Source organism: Aurantibacillus circumpalustris (assembly GCF_029625215.1).
Classification (GTDB): Bacteria; Bacteroidota; Bacteroidia; order B-17B0; family Aurantibacillaceae; genus Aurantibacillus; species Aurantibacillus circumpalustris.
In genome coordinates this window covers 2,631,399-2,651,587 of the sequence record NZ_CP121197.1, presented here as the reverse complement: position 1 = coordinate 2,651,587, position 20,189 = coordinate 2,631,399, and the positions used below count along the sequence as shown (strand labels likewise).

Below are 20,189 nucleotides of genomic sequence, written 5' to 3'. Positions count from 1 at the left end.
TCGGCATCCATTTTGCATACATTTGATAAACAACAACAAAAATTCTATGAAAAAAATATTGATCCTTGCTCTTTCCTTCTTAGGCGTAATCAATGCCTTTGGTCAGACTCCTCTATGGAAAAAAGAACAATTAATGCCAACGCAGGAATTGTCGGAAAAAATTAACACCAACGCAAAAGATAAGCCAATTATTTTTAATGTTGGTCCAATGGAGAACATTAAAACTGCCGTTTTTGTTGGCAAGGCAACAAGTGCTACTTGTATTGAAAAAATGAAATCCACACTTTCGATGGAAAACAAAACAAAGGCATTAGTAGTTTACTGTGGTTGCTGCTCCTATGCTAGTTGTCCCAATATTAAGCCTGCATATGATGCTCTGGTAGCACAGGGTTTTAAGAATGTTAAAGTATTAGAATTGCCAGAAGGCATTAAGCCAGACTGGGTAGCTAAGGGATACCCTATGGAAGCTGAATAAAAATAAAGCTAACAAATCGTTTAAGCTGCGTAGTATTACGCAGCTTTTTTTTATTACATTCAACTAATCTAAAACAGGCATTATTGCTATTATTATGACCACTGCTATTATTATTACGTTTTGCTCATTATTATTAGTTGCCTATTTATTTGATCTCACCTCTTTTAGAACGAAGATTCCTTCCGTTATTCTTCTTTTAATTTTAGGCTGGTCTGTAAGACAGTTTACAGATTTTTTCGAGATCCAGTTACCACACTTCGATCCTATTCTACCAATTCTGGGAACCATAGGTTTAATTCTTATAGTCCTAGAAGGTTCACTGGAACTCGAACTTAACCGCTCAAAACTTTGGCTTATTATTAAATCTTTTTTTGGTGCTATGTTTACGTTGGTGGCGAGTGCTTTATTACTTGCCTGGTTGTTTAATAGTTTTGGAGATTATTCTTTAAGAAATTGTCTTATTAATGCCATTCCTTTTTCAATCATAAGCAGTGCTATTGCCATTCCAAGTGCCAGAAATCTAGGAAATGCTTCCAAAGAGTTTGTCATCTACGAGAGTAGTTTGTCTGATATCATCGGTGTTTTATTTTTTAATTTTATTGCGCTTAACGAGAGTTACGATAGTCATTCTTTCGGTGAGTTCGGAATTCAATTACTAATAATTATTGTTGTTTCTTTTATTGCAACCATTTCACTTTCTTATCTCCTAAATAAAATAGATCATCATATTAAATTTGTTCCGATTATTTTATTGGTGATACTTATTTATGAAGTTTCGAAAGAATTTGATTTGCCAGGACTAATTTTTATACTCCTCTTCGGTTTGTTTATAGGGAATTTAGATGAACTCAAAGGGTTTAAGTGGGTAGAAAAATTTAAACCGGATGAACTAAATAAAGAGGTTCAAAAATTTAAAGAGTTAACATCTGAAGCTACATTTTTAGTGAGAGCGCTTTTTTTTCTTGTATTTGGTTACCTTTTAGAAAATGCAGAAATCCTAAACAGTGAAACTCTTGTATGGGCAACTGGTATTGTTGCTGGAATATTTATCCTAAGAACTATTCAATTAAAACTTTCATTCCTGCCGTTGACCCCACTATTATTTGTAGCACCAAGAGGTTTAATTACCATTCTTTTGTATTTATCAATTGAGCCGGAACAAAGTATTCCTCTTGTAAATAACTCACTCATTATACAGGTAATTATTTTTACTGCCTTGATTATGATGCTGGGTTTGATGTCTGTAAAAAAGGAAACTACACCTTCACCAACTGAAACAGAGTTTTAACCTCTCTAATTTTGTTAAGGTTCTTTTATTTTTTATATTCGGTATGATATTAAAAAATAAGTCCAATGAAAAAAACGGTATTTATTTCAATTCCTTTTATTCTTTTTAGCATTTTATTCATTTTTATTGGATTTAATGAAGTGTTTAGAAATAAAAACAAGTGCGGACATGTTTCAGGTATTGTAACTGCAATATATGAGGACGGGACTAAGGATGCAGTGTTTAAGATAGCAGGGCAAAAATCAAAATTTTATATTAACCGTGGTTTAGAAGGAACATTTAGTCTGAGTGGCTTACTTGCCAAATTAAAGGGAAAAGAAGTAACCATTCTTTTTGCGGATAACTTCACTCCATTAGGTTCTATTGCCGAATGCAGGCACATCTCTGAATTGTCGACCAACGAAGAATTGGTTTACACTGAATTTGAGTAAAAAAAAGACTTAATTATTTATTACTCCTGCATCAATCCAACAAACAATGGTGTTTTTTTGCGTTGTTGTTAATGTGGTTCCTTGTGGCATTCTGCCGGATACAATTGAAGTTCGAATGGAAAAAGAAGCGTTTTTAATCTCAGCATAAGTTGTAAGGGCACCTGGTCCTTGACTACTTCCTGAAGTGTGACAACCCGAAGTTGCACAATAGGTAGAAAACAGCGGACTTACTTCTGTTTTGTACGTTGGTGTTGTACCTGTACAATCGGGAGAATAGCTACTTGACGAATTATTTTTTTTACAGGAAGAACTGGAGATACCAATTGAAATTATCAAAAAAAATATTGCTTGCTTCATAAAAGGGATTTAAACAGTAAGCAAAAGTATTAAAGTGTGATTAACATAACAACTGTATTTGGGCAATTAAGAATATCGCATATTAAGTTATCGAACTAGGGTGTTTCTACCCAGTAACCGAATATCCTAATCTGCTAAAGGCCAGTAAAAGCTCTGCGATATGATCATTATTATAAAATATTAACCGAAAATACTTGTTTTTAACAGGGTATTCTGAATAAGATGAACCTAAGACATTTGTTCCCTTACAAACTATTATTATCTTTATAAAACGCAAATTTTTATTCTTTTAGAAAAACATTGCTAGTATGTTAAAGTATATTTTTAAGAAACTTGATGCAATAAACTTTTATAATAGAATTGTTTCGAATACACTTTTTATTATTTTCTCATTTATGACTGTTGCAACTTATTCTCAAGTTGCTTCCAACGTTTTTCCCTTAAGTCCATTGGCAACAAAAACCTTAGTAGACAGTTTAACTAATCAAATTATAAAATATTACGTCAATAAAGAAGCCGCCATAAAAATGAACAGCTACATAAAAAAACGGTACAAAGAGGGACATTATAATAACATTAAAGATCCTCATGCCTTGGCAGGCGCTTTGACTTCAGATATTCTTTTTATTAACCATGATGAGCATTTTCATATGGAATACAATCCACAAATGACGGATGAGTTGTTAGGTAATATTGAAGACGTTCCGAAAATGGTAGCCGAAAAATTACGATTAGAAAAAGAAAAGAATTTTGGTTTTAAAAAAGTAGAAATAATAAGCGGCAACATAGGTTATTTGGAACTTAGCGGATTCTCTCGACTTAATAAATTTTCGAAGACAACGGCTGATGCAGCCCTAAAATTACTTTCCAATTCACGCGCTATTATCATTGATCTGAGATACGGTGTTGGTGGATCGCCTGATATGGTAAATCACATTATCAGTCATTTTTTTAAATCGCCAACTCATGTTATTGACATATATATTAGAAGCGAAAATGCCACGCTTCCCTATTGGACAGTTCCAGACTCATCCTATGGTGTGCTTACGGAGATACCTTTATACATTCTAACAAGCTACAAAACATTTTCTGCCGCTGAGGGCTTATCTTATGAATTACAAGCTTTAAAACGAGCAACCATTGTAGGCGAGACGACTCGTGGTGGTGCACATACTGTAACCTACCGACCTTTAAGTAGTGGTTTTATTTGTGACATTCCATTTGGAAGAGCTATAAGTCCGATAACTAAGAGGAATTGGGAGAAAATTGGTGTGATACCAGATATTAAAGTTCCTGCAGATAGAGCTTTAGAGATTGCAGAAACCAAAATATTTGAAGAAGCTTTTGATAAGGCTAAAGACTCTTTAGAAATTAAGCGCTTAAAATGGCAGTTAGAGTTGGTTCAATCGGTTAATCATCCAATTCAACTCGATACTTCAACTTTTAAAGGATTTACAGGGTTATTTGGAGCTTACGCAATAAGTTACAATACCGGTGTTCTCTATTATCAAAAAACAGGTAAGGCTAAATTTCCTTTAATTCCAATGACCTCAAGCATGATGCGTGTAAAAGGAAACGACACATTTACGGTGGAATTCTTTAAGAATTTCATTGGTAAAATAAATAGAATCGCTACCAGATATGACGATGGAAGGGTAGAATATGCAGAAAGAACGGATTGATATTTTTAATATTTTAAAGGTTAGGTATTGATTTTTAGTTAAACTAAATAAAAAAATGTTTCTCAACAGATTTAAAGCTTAAATTTGACCCAGATTTGAAAACCACGCGTAAAATATTTAGTTTATTTAATTTACTCCTTTTTATAGGTTCATTTTGCGTGAGTTCATTTAGCGTATTTGCGTCTAAACCTAGTTCGCAAATCACTAATTCTATTCAAAAACAATTCATAGCCAAACAGGATACTGATGGAGGAAGTTGTTCTCAAGTAGTTTTAGAAAAAAATGAGAATGAAAACGAGAATGAAGATAGCATGCAAATGCAAGTGCTTCTATTACCATTCGTAATTTCTCAACTTCAATTACAATTATCCACATCAAATTATATCACTGCGCAATCTGTTGCGGTTACACACACAAATCCGATTTATCTTTCGGTTTGTAATTTCCGAGTTTGATTATTTTTTAACTCATCTCCTGCTGAGGTGAATGACGGCTTTCTGTAAGCCTGTTTTTTGTTTACAAAACAAATTAAAAAATAATCAAATCGATCAAAAAAAATGGAATCAAACACTACGCTGTTCAACGAACATGATGTTCTCCATAAACTTAAACATTATTTACCTGCGCAGGCTCCTCTAAAGGATTTCATACATCACAATACCTTACATGCTTTTCAAAATTTAAAATTCTATAAAGCACTAAGGGAAGCGTCGGGCATGTTTGGTTATAAGGTTTCACTTTCGTTAAATGAGTTCAGATCTTTTATAGAGTCAGGGCGCATTAGAGAAGATATACTTGAAAAAGTAATTAGTGATAAAATGGGTACTGAACACCTTTCGGAATGGCAAGTCAAATTGACTTCCAAAAAATACGATATGTCTTGTACACCAAGAGTTGGCATGCTTCGTAGAAACTGGAAAAAGCATTTTGGACTTGATTTAGATGTACTCACCCACCCTATTCTTTTTCGAACTATTTGCAGTTACTTAGATCAAGGTATTTCAATTTGGAATTTCCCTGTTCAAGATAAAGGGTTTCTAAACTCGATTCGCGAAATGGAAAAACAAACCTATAGCAGTTTTTTCACTAGCAAACGTGTAAAAAACCTACTAAGCAGTCGCGTAAAAATTGTTGAACTTCTTAGAATTGTTGTTGGCGACGAATCTCTTTACGAGCAATATTTATATGACCAACAGTTTGCACACCAGGGCTGGTCGGGTATGGTATCGGTTGTTGAAGATTCTAAAGAAACACTTTTAGATGAGAAAAGAATTAGTCTTAAAGATGTGATCATCTTTGAACTGTTATTAGAAATAGATGCTCTTGATTCCAGGTTTGGTGAAATATGGTCTCCACTTGGCCTTAAGCTGAAAGAAAAACCAGAAGATTTGTTTGCAGAAATAGCTCAAACAGAATACGATATGGTAATGGAACTGTGGCAAGATGCATATGAATGGAGTTACTACGACGATGTTTTAGCTGGCCTACTTAATAAGAAACAAGAAACAACAAACGTTGAACAAAAAAGTTTTCAGGCCGCCTTTTGTATTGACGATCGAGAAACTTCTTTACGTGATCATCTTGAAAAATCAGACAAGGACTGTGAAACATTTGCTACTCCAGGTTTTTTTGGTGTTGAATTTTATTTTCAGCCTGAACACGGAAAATCGTATACAAAACAATGTCCAGCACCAGTAACACCAAAATTTCTAATCAAAGAAATTGGCTCGAAAGATAAACGCAAAAAAGATCTGCACTTTGCAAAACAAACCCATGGACTAATAAGAGGGTTATTTATGGCGCCAACCCTTGGTTTTTGGTCCGCTTTAAAATTACTGTTCAGTATTTTTAAACCATCCTTATCACCAGCAACGTCTTTATCCTTTAGTCATATGGACAAGTTCTCAGAGTTGACGATTCTTAATGACATTTCACATGTGGATGAAAATGGGCTTCAAATTGGATTTACTATAGAACAAATGGTTGATCGTGTAGAGGCTGTTTTAAAAAGTATTGGTTTGGTAAAAGATTTTGCACCTATCTTTTATACTATTGGTCATGGTTCGAGTAGCACTAACAATCCGCATTATGCCGCATACAATTGTGGCGCTTGCTGTGGTAGACCAGGGTCCGTAAATGCAAGAGTATTAGCTTTTATGGCCAATAATAGTGAAGTAAGACAAATTCTTACTACAAGAGGAATTGATATTCCTTCAACCACTCAGTTTGTAGGAGGTTTGCACGATACCACCCGCGATGAAATTGTTTTTTATGATGAGAACGTTTTAAGCGAAGAGAATCGTAAGGCACATGAAAACAATAAAATTGCGTTTAATACTGCACTTGATTTAAATGCAAAAGAACGTTCTCGTCGTTTTGCATTAATAGATACTTGCAAAAGTGCAAAGGATATTCATAAAACTGTTTTGAACCGATCAGTGTCTTTATTTGAGCCTCGTCCTGAATTAAATCATGCGTCAAATGCTTTGTGTATTATTGGAAGTAGAGATTTGACTAAAAATGTTTTCCTTGATCGCAGAGCATTTACCAATTCATACGATTACAGAATAGATCCGGAAGGAACAATTCTGGTTAATATTATGAAGCCCATTGGACCAGTGTGTGGTGGCATTAATCTTGAGTATTTTTTCTCCCGCGTTGACAATCAAAAATTAGGTGCTGGTACCAAACTGCCACATAATGTAATGGGGTTATTTGGTGTTGCAAATGGTTTTGATGGCGATTTAAGACCAGGGCTTCCAAGTCAAATGATAGAGGTACATGATCCTGTGCGTTTATTGGTTATTGTTGAACATTTTCCTGAGGTAGTTTTAAAAACAATTCAATCTGTGGACGCTATGTATGAATGGTTTATTAATGAATGGGTTCAATTAGTGTCAATTAATCCAAAAACAAAAGAACTTTTTGTTTTTAAAAATGGACAATTCGAAAACTATGTGCCACTTAAAAAGGAGACACCTACAGTGAATGATATAACCCCTATTTTAGAAACGAACACAGAAAATATTCCCGTTTATCTTATAAACTAATATGTCAACGACATTCATACTTCATATATTTCTACTTATTCCTCTAATTGGGTTTATTGTTAGTCTTCTTATTAATAAATCAAAAGAAGCACTCATATCTGTTGCTACATACGTTACTGTAGGATCGCACTTTCTTTTATTTCTTGTATTCTTTATTTATTGGTTAACACACGGTCACGAGATTGTTAATCTGAAAGACTTTGTTCTTTTTAGAACGACTGGTTATGAATTTTATCTTGATTTTTATTTTGACAAGATTACGGCAGTGTATTTATTTGTTGGCTCTTCACTAACACTTTTAATAACTATCTATAGCCGTTATTACATGCACCGTGAAGAAGGTTATAAGCGTTTCTTTAACACCTTATTATTTTTCTATTTGGGTTATAACATCACTATTTTTTCAGGGAATTTAGAAACGCTATTTATTGGTTGGGAAATTTTAGGCATTTGTTCTTTCTTACTTATTGCTTTTTACCGTGATCGTTTTTTACCGGTTAGAAATGCATTAAAAGTTTACACGGTTTACAGGGTTGGTGATATTGGCCTCATTCTTGCTATGTGGATGGGGCATCATCTATGGCATAGAAACATTACGTTTTTTGATTTAAGTAATAACCAATTGGTGCACGAGCAACTCACCTCGCACAGTTTAGTGGGTGTTTTTATTTCTTTAATGATCTTAATAACAGCAGCGGCTAAATCTGCGCAGCTTCCATTCTCATCTTGGTTACCAAGGGCTATGGAAGGACCAACTCCATCGAGTGCCATTTTTTACGGTTCCTTATCTGTGCATTTTGGTGTATTTCTGCTTTTAAGAACGTATAATTTATGGGAAAATCAATATTCAGTAAGAATTTTGATTGGCTTATTAGGCTTGAGCACCAGCATCGTAGCCACATTAATTGCAAGGGTTCAGTCATCTGTAAAAAGTCAAATTGCTTATTCGTCTGCAGCACAAATAGGGTTGATATTTATTGAAGTCGCTTTAGGATTAGACAATGTTGCGCTTGTGCATTTTGCTGGAAACGCTTTTTTAAGAACGTATCAATTATTGGTTTCTCCATCGGTAGCGAGTTATCTTATACGCGAGCAGTTTTACAATTACATTCCACGTACAAGAACAATAGAAGATTCTTGGCCGAAAAAAATAGAGTATAGTGTTTATCTATTAAGTCTTAAAGAGTTTAACCTCGATTTATTTATGGCGCGTTTTTTATGGAATCCGTTAAAAAATCTTGGTAGAAAACTCAATTTCTTCACCTTAAAAAGTTTGTTTCTTTTTTTCTTACCGGCATACCTTATTGGACTAACGCTGCTTTATACAAAGGCTCATATCGCGGAGGAAATTCACGAATACTTACCAGTATTATTTGCAATTATTGGATTGATGATGGTTTTAAAAGCCTTCTCAGAGACAAAAAATGTAACCATGAGTTGGATACTAATTATCATGAATCACTTTTGGGTTGCTCTTGCAGTGTCTTTTAATGAAACCTTTAATTATGGCGACGTACATGTTTACCTAAGTGGGATAGTAGTTGCAGGGATTGTTGGCCTGTTCTTTTTAAGAAGAATAAAATCATTTGAACATCATTTGGATTTGAGTCGTTTTCACGGTCACGTTTACGAACACCCAAAAACGGCCTTAATATTTTTGCTCGCATGTCTTGGTTTAACAGGCTTTCCGATAAGTCCAACGTTTATTGGAGAAGATCTTATTTTCAGTCACATTAAAGAAAGTCAGTATGCTTTGGCCATCATAATTTCTGTAAGCTTTATTATTGATGGTTTAGCCTTAGTAAGAATTTACGCACGTGTATTTTTAGGTCCGCATATAAAAACATATCACGAAACACCATATAAATCATCGTAATAAAAAGAGAAATGCAGAAAATAAAAAAAACACTAAAATCCTTCACTTGTATTGCAATATTGTTGGCATTTGTAGGTGCTGCCAGTATTGAATTTGGAGGCATGCGTTCGATTAAAAAGTTTACTGAAATTTCTACTGGTAATCAAAACAGTGGATTAACTATTGCATTGTTAACCGAAGATATTGATGAATCAACGAATAACAATATTTTAACTGCTATTCCGCTAGCTCAGTTTCTTTTTGCCTTTATTCATTCAGAGCCAAACACACTAGTAGCTGGGGCAAATACTTTAATTGAGAAGAAAATTGAAAAAGAAAGCTTGTATATAAATTTCAGATCACTCCGTTTGTAGACCGGGATTTTTAATCAGAATTAAAATAAATTAAAATAAAAAAAACTATAAAAAATTAAAACTATGTCAACCAAACAAAAAAGATTTATACCTGCAGACGGATTAGCAGGATTAAAACAAAACTTTACAAAAGATGCTTTATCCGGCTTTCTAGTATTTTTACTAGCAATGCCTTTGAGTTTAGGTATTGCAAAAGCCTCAGGCTTCCCAATGATATTTGGACTTGTAACAGCCATCGTTGGTGGCGTTGTTGTAAGTTTTATTATGGGATCTCGTTTATCTATCAAAGGGCCGGCTGCTGGATTAATTGTAATTGCAAGCGGTTCAGTAATAGCAATGGGAGATGGTGAAATTGGATGGCACCTGGCACTAGGTGTGGTGGTGGTTGCCTCCCTTTTGCAAATTCTTTTTGGTGTGTTTAAACTTGGTAAACTTGCCGATTTTTTTCCAAGCGCAGCTATACATGGAATGCTCGCCGCTATTGGTATTATAATTATGACAAAACAATTGCACCTTGTACTGGGCATCAATCCTTCAGAACTAAAAGGTAAAGAACCGCTTGAATTGCTTGGCATGCTTCCTTCCAGTATCATGCATGAAAATGCGCATCTGGCAGAGATTGGTCTAGCCTGTTTGCTCATTATGATTTTAATGAGTTTTGTTAAACATGAAAAAATAAAAAAAATACCCGCACCGCTTATTGTATTAGCTGTTGCTATTCCTTTAGGATTTGCTTTGCATATTAAAACCGATGGAGAAATTGCTGGTTTCGCTTTGGTAAAAATAGGAAGTATCTCCGAAGCTTTTAAAAATGGTTTGATAAACGTTGATTTTTCAGGAATAACAACGCACACTGGAATATTTATTCAATACGTTATTCTATATTCACTAATTGGAAGTTTAGAATCACTGCTCACTGCCAAAGCCGTTGACGGCATGGATCCTTTTAAACGTAAAACCGATTACGATAAAGATTTAATTGGTGTGGGTATTGGAAATACTATTTGTGGAATTCTAGGTGGACTTCCTATGATTAGTGAAGTTGCGCGGAGTTCTGCTAACATTGGTTATGGCGCAAGAACGCGCTGGGCTAATTTTTTTCACGGTTTGTTTCTGTTAATCGCGGTTCTTGTTGGTGTTCAATTTATTGAAATGATTCCTAACGTGGCACTTGCAGCCATGCTTATTTTTGTAGGTTTCAGATTAGCACATCCAAAACAAATTTTACACACATTATATATTGGAAGAGAACAATTAATCGTATTTCTGGTGACTATTCTTATCACTATTTCTACTGATCTTCTAATGGGCGTTGGATCTGGAATTTTATTAGAGTTAATTATCAATCTTGTTAACGGTGCTTCCTTAAAGAATACTTTTAAAACAAATATTACTTTGGTTGAAGAAGGAGAAAATTACACCCTGAATGTTAAAGACGATTTAGTATTCTCTAATTTATTGGGCTTCAAAAAGAAATTCCAAGCGATACCGCAAGGAAAATACATTACGATAAACGTTTCGGAAGCTAATATTGTAGATCACTCTTCTATTGTAACCATGAACGGCTTAGTAGAGGAATATAAAGACGGAGGTGGAAAAGTATTGGTTCTTGGTTTTGAAAATCATCGTCAATTATCTAAGGATCCAACGTCAACACGTATTTTAAAACTGAGCTAGACTCATAAGAAACTTGCCGGTAATCTGTAAAAAAACATAGTTCTTCATAGAGTTTGTTTAGATTGTTTAACAGAGCCGGCAAGACAAATTAAAATTTTGCTTCTATTTTTGAGGCAAAGAACTTGCCAACCGGCTGATTGAGTAATAGTTTATTTCATAGTTTTCTATTACATCTTTCAGTCGGAGCTGGCAAGATTATTAAAACACTCATTCTAAAAAGAAACAAAATGAAAACATCCATTTTAATTGTCTTATTATCCAGCATTTCATTTTCGACTTTATTGGCACAGCAAGCCGATAGTATACCAAAGAAAACAACGGATAAAACCGCCTTAAAATTTAATTTAAATGAAGACGGGTCACATTATTTTCAAGCAACTTTTATGAATCAAACATGGCTAAGATATACCCAAAGTAATGATGGCACCACGCTTTTTCAAAAAAACTCCCCTGATATTTTTGACATTGGTTTAAGAAGAACTCGCATTCAATTGTTTGGTCAAATAACTGACAGAACTTTTGTTTATTTTCAGTTTGGACAAAATAATTTCAATAATACTGCAGCTTACAGCAGTTCTGGAAACCGCAAGATAGCTGCGTTTTTTCATGATGCTTTATGTGAATACAGAATTACCAAAAAAAATCAATTAAAAATCGGTGGTGGTTTAACAGTACTGAATGGTCTTTCACGATTTTCACAACCATCTGTGGGAACGATTATGACAATGGATGTTCCGGTCTTTCTGCAATACTCAGTTGATCAGATTGATCAATTTGACAGAAGGCTTGCAGTGTATGCGCGCGGTCAAGTCGGAAAATTAGATTACAGAGTTTATTTATCCAATCCATTTCCAATTAATTCTAACGGAAACGGGGCACCCGCGTTAAGTACCAACGCTAATTTCGTAAACCCAGCTACATTTAAGCAAGGTAACGGCCCTGGAATTCACAATCAACTTGGCGGCTATTTTGCTTACAATTTTTTTGAAAATGAGGGACACACAACGCCTTACATGACAGGCACATATTTAGGTTCAAAAAAAGTGTGGAACATTGCTGTAGGTGGCGTTTATCAAAAAGCGGCAACCTGGAATTTAAAAGCAAATGATGTTGGAGCTCTTATTGATACCTCATATAACAACATGTTACATCTGTGTGTTGAAACGTTTTTAGATATGCCCTTGAATAAAGAAAAAGGAACAATGATAAGTGCATTTGCAGGCTACTACAACATGAACTACGGACACAATTATTTACGTTACAATGGTTTAATGAACCCTGGAACTGGCTCAACTGCAACAAATCTTATCCAAGGCAGCGCTTATGGAAATGCTGTACCCATGTTTGGTACAGGCCAAATTGTTTATGCCCAACTTGGGTTTATGCTTCCTAAAAACATTTTAGGTGAAACCAAAGGTCGGTTAATGCCTTACATAAGTGGACAATATGCTGACTATGCGGCTTTACAAAACAAAGGAATGATTATTTACAATGCAGGTTTAAATTGGTTTATTAAAGGTCACAATTCAAAAATCTCATTGGATTATCAAAACCGTCCCACTTTTTATAACGATATAAATAAAGATGTGGTTGCTGGTTCTCGCAAGAGCAGTATTACTTTACAGTATCAAATTTATTTTTAAAAAAATTAAAGAAAGCGATGTCTATACAGGTATTAAGGTTTTTATCTGCAATTGAATCTCATAAGTTGTTAGTCCTACATGTATGCACGAGATTTAATGATTCGCTTTCTTTTTAATTTTTTGATTTTGAATCATTCAATTTTCAAAAACAGTTTTGATAAACCTAAACATAACAAAGTTTTATTTAAAGACTCAAAAAAAATAGACAAAACCAAAACTGATGTTCATTATTGGGCAACTCGTAAAAAATTAATGGATAACTAACTCTCACTCCTCTGAGCATTAGAAGCGAGTGATTTTAACAAGAGTTGTCGTTTATTTTAATTGTTTAATGAAATTTTAATGTACTCGCATTTCTTTTTTAGCTAGATTTGTCACCCGACTTTGAAAAGGCTTCGTTTTATATTCATTTTTATTTTCCTTTCAGGAATGCTATTTACTGTATTTCAGTACGTGCCAATTTTGGAAGAAGAAACACCAGGACATAGAGTTGAGTTGACAAAAAAAGCGAAACAGAATGATTTAGAAGGCGGTGACTCAGATTGCACTGGAGATGACATGGATAATGATGATGACTCTCAGGAAGATTACAATTATTATTTCTACGAGAATTTTGGATCCTTTCAAACACTTACAAAACCCTTTTACACTTCTACAGATTCCTTCTATAAATATCTTTTAGAACAAAAGGATACCCCACCACCAAAAGTTTAATTAAAAAAATATGGTCTAATATATCATTAGCCATTCTTTTATTTTTTTAATTTATTAAACTTTTATGAAATCAAACATCACAAATTTAAGATCAGGAATTGTTGTCTTTTTAGTTGCTCTACCATTATGTTTAGGTATTGCACTTGCTTGCAACGTTCCATTATTCTCTGGAATTCTTGCAGGAATTGTTGGAGGTATTCTTGTTACTTTATTCAGCGGTTCAACACTAAGTGTAAGTGGTCCTGCGGCAGGGCTCACTTCAATTATTCTAGTAGCTGTTTCAGCTCTTGGCTCTTTCGAGATTTTTCTTGCAGCCGTATTATTTGCGGGAGCGTTTCAAATAGTACTAGGCTTAATTAAGGCAGGTGGCGTTGGAAACTTTGTTCCCAGTGCAGTTATTAAGGGCATGCTTGCTGGAATCGGTATTATTCTAATCATGAAACAAATACCTCACTTAGTAGGCTACGACCGCGACCCTGAAGGTAACTTTGATTTTTTTCAGCAAGATGGTCACAACACCTTTACTGACCTTTACTATATGTTTGATTACATATCACCTGGTGCTGTAATTATTGGGATTGTTTCCATTCTCATACTACTAATGGGAGAAAGAGCCTTTTATAAAAATGATAAAATTTTATCATTGATCCCTACTCCACTCTTAGTAGTTGTTGTGGGTGCTTTGCTCAATATTTCTTTCAACAAATATGGATCCCTATTAATTTCACCAGAACATATGGTTGCGCTTCCTGTAATTAAAAACTTTGGTGATTTGAGCAACACACTCATTTTTCCAGATTTCAGTTCAATTTATAAACCTGGATTCTGGGGTGTAGTGATCACACTGGCTGCTGTTGCAAGTTTAGAATCATTATTAAGTCTTGAAGCAACCGATAAACTTGATCCAGAAAAACGTTATTCAAATTCAAATAAAGAACTCATTGCACAAGGCATTGGCAATATGGCTTGTGGACTCATTGGTGCGCTTCCTGTTACCGCAGTGATTGTAAGAAGTTCGGCAAATATACATGCAGGAGCAACTTCTAAGTTATCTTCCATCATTCATGGCGCACTATTATTGTTGGCTATATTTCTAATACCAAACGTACTCATGCTTATTCCCAACGCTTCCTTGGCTGCCATACTAGTAATTACAGGTTATAAACTCACCAAACTTGATTTATTTAAAGAGCATTTCAAAAAAGGAATTGATCAATTTTTACCGTTTTTGGTTACTATTGTAGTGATGCTTACGACAGATCTTCTAAAAGGAGTTGGTGCTGGAGTTGCGGTTTCTCTTTTTTTTATTATCCGTTACAATATAAAATCTTCCTTCGAAATAGCTGAAGATATTATAGATGGAAAACGAAACTACTTAATTAAATTGCCGCAATACATTACCTTTTTTAATAAGGGGTTTATTATTACTTATCTTAATAAAGTTAAAACGGAAAGTCGTGTTATCATTGACGGTTCAATCAACAGAACAACAGACAAAGATGTGCAGGAAGTTTTTCACGACTTTGCCGAAAAAGCAAAAGAAAACAATATAGAAATACAACTCGTAAAATATAAAATACTTTAATACACATGCAAATGGAAGAATCATATAAACGACTTATTGACGGGAACAGATTGTTCTCTATGTCAAAAAAAATTAACGATCCGGAATATTTTAAAAAACTTTCTTTAGGACAAAAACCCGATTACTTATGGATAGGTTGCAGCGACAGTCGTGTTCCGGCTAATGAAGTTACCAATACTGAAAGTGGTGAAATGTTTGTTCACCGAAACATTGCAAACTTAGTAGTTCACACGGACCTTAATTTATTAAGCGTTTTAGAATACGCAGTTAATGTTCTTGGTGTAAAACATGTGATTGTTTGCGGTCACTACGGTTGTGGGGGTGTAAGAGCTTCTATGGGGAATGACATGCATGGTTTCGTGGATAACTGGCTTAGAAATATTAAAGATGTTTATCACGAAAACATGAAGGAACTTGAGGCGATTCCAGATTTTGACAAGCGCGCTGATCGCTTAACTGAATTAAACGTGATTGAACAGGTGAGAAATCTTGCAAAAACCGGAATCGTTCAAAACGCTTGGAAAACAAGAGAATTACACCTTCATGGCTGGGTTTATGGCATTAATAGCGGTTTAATAACAGACTTAAGTGTAATCCACGATGGTTCAGAAGACATTGACCCTATTTACAGATTTAAGATATAAGATTTCTGGTTTTTGGTTTCTGATTTCTAGTTTCTGATTTAAAAGATACAAACTTGTAACATTCCTTTTAATGATGTTTTAAAAATAGCTGTAACTTTACGGCATGAAAACAGCATTAATTACCGGAAGTACAAGCGGCATTGGTCTTGGAATTGCAACAGAATTTGCAAAAACAAAACAGTACAACATTATTTTTAACGGATTGGAAACTAACGGAGCTGAAATTGCAGCATCGGTCGGTAAAGAATATGGCATAGAAACCCTATACAGTGGTGCTAACATGTTGAAGCCTGAAGAACTACGTAAAATGGTAACCGATGGTATTGCTAAGTTTGGAAAGATTGATATACTCATTAATAATGCCGGTATTCAGTACGTTTCTCCTATTGATGAATTTCCTGATGAAAAATGGAATGCTATTATTGCGATTAATTTAACCTCTGCCTTTCACTTAAGCAAAGCCGTTTGGCCTGGAATGAAAACAAATAAATTTGGTAGAATCATTAATATCGCTTCAGCGCACGGATTAAACGCCTCCGAATTTAAAAGTGCCTATGTAGCCAGTAAACATGGTATCGTTGGTCTTACCAAAACATTAGGTTTAGAAGGTGCGCCTTTTAATATTACTTGTAATGCAATTTGTCCAGGTTATGTAAAAACTCCTTTAGTTGAAAAACAAATTGGCGATCAGGCTAAAGCACATAACATGAGCGAAAGCGATGTGGTAAATAAAGTAATGCTCTTAAAACAAGCTGTAAAAGAATTTGTAAGTGTAGAAACTTTAGGGCAAATGGCTTTATTATTAGCGGCAGAACATTCTAATACAATTACAGGAACAGCTATTTCTATTGACGGCGGTTGGAACGCGCAGTAAGGGTTAGAGGTTAAAGGTTAGAAAGTTAAAAGTTAAGTGTTACAAAATCTTGTAAAAGTTATACTTTAGAAATTACCCTCCAAACCCTTGCTACCAGGGAAATATATGAATGTAAATAATACGTGATAGTTTAAAGTTCTTGAGAGAAAATAAAAAAATCACCCCAACTATTGTGAACGCTACATAAAGTATTGGAACAGAGGGAAAGAAAAAATAAAAGGTGAGGAAAGTTATAAGTCCTTGCAAAACCGCCAAACCATAACTCAAATACATGGCTCCTAAAAAATAACCCGGCTCACGATCGAATTGATAGTCGCACACATTACAGTTCTTTTTCATTACCGGAAACTGAAAGAATTTCTTTTTCTCAAACACATGCCCTTCTCCACATCTTGGACATTTTTCAGTAAGAATATTGGCAACCAAATTGCCTTTTGCTGTTTTCATACCCCTAATTTTGTGGCGCAAAGATAAGTATGGGAAGCCAGAAAACAGTGAAAAATAAAGAGAAACTGCTGTTATTTTAAGCTAAAATCAAGATGGAATTTCACACCCTTATCAAGCCTATTTGGAATTGAAAGAATTACAATTATCTTTACTTGAGCGGTAATAAACGCTGTAAAGATTTGTAAGCTTTTATTTTCGCGCCAAGCCAGTAGTTAGGTTCAATGTTATGAAGACCACATTTCACATATAATTTGTGCCAACTTGTTACAAACAACAAAATACGTTTTTCTTTTACTGACACTATGCTTATACCAGTGTGTAATGTTTGGACAGCTTACTGCAACTGGCGATGAAAACAAAATAGACTCTCTTCTCACTCTTATTAAAACTGAAAAGGAAGACACGAATCAAGTAAACATTTTAACCAGTTTAGGATTTGAATACAGTGTCCAGAACTTTTCTAAAGCAAAATTTTACTTAAACAAAGCGGAACAATTAGCCCGAAAACTTGCCTTTAAAAAAGGAGTTGCAAATTCATTATCATATTTAGGTATTGCTTATGAAACTCAAGGGGATTATTTCGAAGCTTTAAATGCGCAGATTGCAGCATTAAAAATAAGAGAAGAAATTGGCGATAAATCGGGAATTTCTTATTCTATTCATTACATAGGCGATATTTATTTTGGCCAGAGTGATTTATCTGAAAAAACTTCCTCAAAAGAAGATTACAATAGCAAAGCTTTAGAGCAATTTTTCAAAGCATTACAAATCGCAGAAGAAGCTGGAAACGAGAAAAGTGTAGCAAATACGTTTAATTGCATCGGAAACAGCTATAGAGAGCAAGAAAATTATTCTTCTGCATTAGACTATTATTTCAAAGCAGTAAAAATAAGAGAACGCATTGGCGATAAAATAAATTTGTCTACAACATTCGTTAATATTGGAAAACTTTATTTAAAACAAGAAAACTATCCTACCGCTCTTGAATATCTTTTCAGAGCTTTAAAATTATCAGAAGAATTAGGGCATAAGAGAACTACTATTAAAGCACTAGGAACCATTGGAATTATATATTTTAAGCAAAAAAAGTATGACAAGTCAATCGAATATTGTAACAAAAGCATAGCGCTAGGCAAAAAAGTTGGTTACCTTGAATACATTGCTAAAGCAAACAATTGGCTCAGTCAAATTTATAGCGCTGATGATTTTACTGGACACAATAGCGATAGAGCATTTGAGTATTACAAAGCTTACATTATGGAAAAGGACAGCATTGATACAAAAAAAGCAAGTCAAGTAGAATTACAATTTGATTTTGACAGAAAAGAAGAATTAGCAAAAGTTGAACACGCCAAACAAATAGCAATTTCGGAAACAGAAAAGAAAAAGCAAAAAATTATCATTTGGTCAATTGCAAGTGGATTGTTGTTTGTTATAGTGTTTGCGGGCTTCATTTTCCGTTCTTTACACATTACACAAAAACAAAAATCAATTATTGAAGCCAAAGAAAAAGAAACCCAACTGCAAAAACATCTAATTGAAGACAAACAAAAAGAAATTTTAGAAAGCATTACCTACGCCAAACGTTTACAGGAAGCCATTCTACCACCAAAAGAATTTGTGAATAAACATGTGCCAGATAATTTTATTCTTTATAGACCAAAGGATATTGTCGCCGGTGATTTTTATTGGGCTGAATGTGTTGGAAGCAAATTCTTTATTGCAGCCGCAGACAGCACTGGGCACGGTGTTCCTGGCGCCATGGTTTCTGTAGTTTGCAGTAACGCTTTAAACCGAAGCGTAAAGGAATTTGGATTAAGAGAAACTGGAAAAATTCTCGATAAAACACGAGAACTTGTCATAGAAACCTTTGAAAAAAGCACCAGCGAAGTAAAAGACGGCATGGATATTTCGCTGCTTTGCATTGATAGACAAAATCAAAAAGTGTATTGGAGTGGCGCAAACAATCCGCTTTGGTATATTCAAAACAATGAACTCAAAGAAATTAAAGCCGATAAACAACCTATTGGTAAAACTGATCATGCAAAACCATTTACCACGCACGAACTAGAATATAAAGAAAACACCACCTTCTATTTATTTACAGATGGTCTTGCAGATCAGTTTGGCGGACCAAATGGCAAAAAATTTAAGTACAAACAATTTTCAGATTTGTTATTACAACACTCTAATTTAGACCCAGAACAACAAACTTTACTCATTGACAAGGTGTTCTCTGAATGGAAAGGAGAGTTAGAGCAAGTAGATGATGTGTGTGTGATTGGGATAAAGATATAACGCAAACGGAGGAGATTGTCTTGGCTTGCAGAAGGAATGTGCGTACAATTAGAATTAAAATTTAAAATACATTTAGTATTAACTTATAACTTTTTATTATGATATACGCAACGCTTACAATAATACATGTTATTTTTACAGGAGTTGCTTTACTTTCTGGAATACTGGCAATGGTTGCATCCCCAAAAGGAAATAAGCTCCATAAAAATTCAGGATTGGTTTATTTATATTCTTTTACTGGAATTCTAGTTACAGCCATCATTATGAACTGCATTAAATACAAGGACTTATTTTTAGGGTTCACCATACTCAATTCTTACCTTTTATTTATGGGATTCTGGATTTTAAAAAACAAACATTCAAAAGCAAATTGGACAGTTTGGGCAACACTGACAATCTTATTTTGTGGCGGCTTACTCTTACTTGCAGGAGCACTGAGAATTGATGACGACTTTTATGAACACGGTTATAAATGGAGTATTGTTCGTGCATTTTTTGCAGGGCTCATTTTCTACTTTACCATAAAAGATTTTCGATATTTGAGAAATAAAGGTCAAGACAAAAAATCGTGGCTTTACAATCACATGGAAAAAATGCTCTTTACTTATATTTCACTTATAAGCGGGATAGCACTACGACTTTCTGATTTACTTCCATACAAAGATATTAAATGGCTGTCTTGGATAGTCCCATATCTTATCTGTCTACCATTAATTGCTTACTGGGTAGGAAAATATAAAGTAAATAAAGTTAAGTCTCTATTAGAATCGGAAACAATAAATAACAATTAGAGTT

General features: G+C 34.4%; 18 protein-coding genes. 16 read left to right on the top strand and 2 right to left on the bottom strand.

The window, feature by feature from the left end:
- The first annotated feature begins 46 nt into the window (after window positions 1-46).
- The 3 genes from P2086_RS11005 to P2086_RS10995 all read left to right on the top strand — a co-directional run bounded on the left by P2086_RS11005 (window position 47) and on the right by P2086_RS10995 (window position 2,194).
- Entirely contained in the window at window positions 47-475 is a 429-nt protein-coding gene (locus tag P2086_RS11005; RefSeq protein WP_317896797.1) for a rhodanese-like domain-containing protein, read from the top strand.
- Window positions 476-569: 94 nt separating this feature from the next.
- Complete coding sequence (locus tag P2086_RS11000; protein ID WP_317896796.1) at window positions 570-1,763, top strand: cation:proton antiporter; 1,194 nt, start codon at window positions 570-572, stop codon at window positions 1,761-1,763.
- A gap of 65 nt (window positions 1,764-1,828) precedes the next feature.
- Window positions 1,829-2,194: a hypothetical protein gene (locus tag P2086_RS10995; protein WP_317896795.1), complete on the top strand. Its 366-nt coding sequence runs from the start codon at window positions 1,829-1,831 to the stop codon at window positions 2,192-2,194.
- 9 nt (window positions 2,195-2,203) lie between these two features.
- Here P2086_RS10995 and P2086_RS10990 read toward each other — a convergent pair whose 3' ends face one another.
- Window positions 2,204-2,551, bottom strand: coding sequence for a hypothetical protein (locus P2086_RS10990; protein WP_317896794.1), 348 nt, complete (start codon window positions 2,549-2,551; stop codon window positions 2,204-2,206).
- A gap of 308 nt (window positions 2,552-2,859) precedes the next feature.
- On the opposite strand from P2086_RS10990, the gene P2086_RS10985 reads away from it, so the two are divergent.
- From P2086_RS10985 to P2086_RS10935, 11 genes are all read left to right on the top strand, one after another.
- Window positions 2,860-4,233: a S41 family peptidase gene (locus tag P2086_RS10985; protein WP_317896793.1), complete on the top strand. Its 1,374-nt coding sequence runs from the start codon at window positions 2,860-2,862 to the stop codon at window positions 4,231-4,233.
- A 95-nt stretch (window positions 4,234-4,328) separates the two neighbouring features.
- Window positions 4,329-4,688, top strand: coding sequence for a hypothetical protein (locus P2086_RS10980; protein WP_317896792.1), 360 nt, complete (start codon window positions 4,329-4,331; stop codon window positions 4,686-4,688).
- A gap of 102 nt (window positions 4,689-4,790) precedes the next feature.
- Window positions 4,791-7,283: a YbcC family protein gene (locus P2086_RS10975; protein WP_317896791.1), complete on the top strand. Its 2,493-nt coding sequence runs from the start codon at window positions 4,791-4,793 to the stop codon at window positions 7,281-7,283.
- 1 nt (window position 7,284) lies between these two features.
- Window positions 7,285-9,159, top strand: coding sequence for a proton-conducting transporter transmembrane domain-containing protein (locus tag P2086_RS10970; protein WP_317896790.1), 1,875 nt, complete (start codon window positions 7,285-7,287; stop codon window positions 9,157-9,159).
- 11 nt (window positions 9,160-9,170) lie between these two features.
- The gene (locus tag P2086_RS10965; protein WP_317896789.1) at window positions 9,171-9,512 is read left to right on the top strand and encodes a hypothetical protein; all 342 of its coding nucleotides are present in this window, start codon (window positions 9,171-9,173) and stop codon (window positions 9,510-9,512) included.
- 63 nt (window positions 9,513-9,575) lie between these two features.
- Complete coding sequence (locus P2086_RS10960) at window positions 9,576-11,189, top strand: SulP family inorganic anion transporter (protein ID WP_317896788.1); 1,614 nt, start codon at window positions 9,576-9,578, stop codon at window positions 11,187-11,189.
- 227 nt (window positions 11,190-11,416) lie between these two features.
- Window positions 11,417-12,832: a hypothetical protein gene (locus P2086_RS10955; RefSeq protein WP_317896787.1), complete on the top strand. Its 1,416-nt coding sequence runs from the start codon at window positions 11,417-11,419 to the stop codon at window positions 12,830-12,832.
- A 429-nt stretch (window positions 12,833-13,261) separates the two neighbouring features.
- Window positions 13,262-13,546 (top strand): hypothetical protein, encoded by a 285-nt coding sequence (locus P2086_RS10950; protein WP_317896786.1) that lies wholly within the window; start codon window positions 13,262-13,264, stop codon window positions 13,544-13,546.
- Window positions 13,547-13,610: 64 nt separating this feature from the next.
- Entirely contained in the window at window positions 13,611-15,131 is a 1,521-nt protein-coding gene (locus P2086_RS10945; RefSeq protein WP_317896785.1) for a SulP family inorganic anion transporter, read from the top strand.
- Window positions 15,132-15,190: 59 nt separating this feature from the next.
- On the top strand, window positions 15,191-15,775 hold the full coding sequence (locus tag P2086_RS10940) for a carbonic anhydrase (protein WP_317896784.1): 585 nt from the start codon (window positions 15,191-15,193) through the stop codon (window positions 15,773-15,775).
- A gap of 103 nt (window positions 15,776-15,878) precedes the next feature.
- A complete protein-coding gene (locus tag P2086_RS10935) occupies window positions 15,879-16,649 on the top strand; it encodes a 3-hydroxybutyrate dehydrogenase (protein WP_317896783.1) in 771 nt (256 codons plus the stop codon).
- Window positions 16,650-16,739: 90 nt separating this feature from the next.
- On the opposite strand, the gene P2086_RS10930 is transcribed toward P2086_RS10935, so the two are convergent.
- On the bottom strand, window positions 16,740-17,096 hold the full coding sequence (locus tag P2086_RS10930; RefSeq protein ID WP_317896782.1) for a DUF983 domain-containing protein: 357 nt from the start codon (window positions 17,094-17,096) through the stop codon (window positions 16,740-16,742).
- Between the two features lie 321 nt (window positions 17,097-17,417).
- Here P2086_RS10930 and P2086_RS10925 point away from each other — a divergent pair, with 321 nt between their 5' ends.
- The gene (locus P2086_RS10925) at window positions 17,418-19,394 is read left to right on the top strand and encodes a tetratricopeptide repeat protein (protein ID WP_317896781.1); all 1,977 of its coding nucleotides are present in this window, start codon (window positions 17,418-17,420) and stop codon (window positions 19,392-19,394) included.
- Between the two features lie 98 nt (window positions 19,395-19,492).
- Window positions 19,493-20,185 (top strand): hypothetical protein, encoded by a 693-nt coding sequence (locus tag P2086_RS10920; RefSeq protein WP_317896780.1) that lies wholly within the window; start codon window positions 19,493-19,495, stop codon window positions 20,183-20,185.
- Window positions 20,186-20,189: the final 4 nt, after the last annotated feature.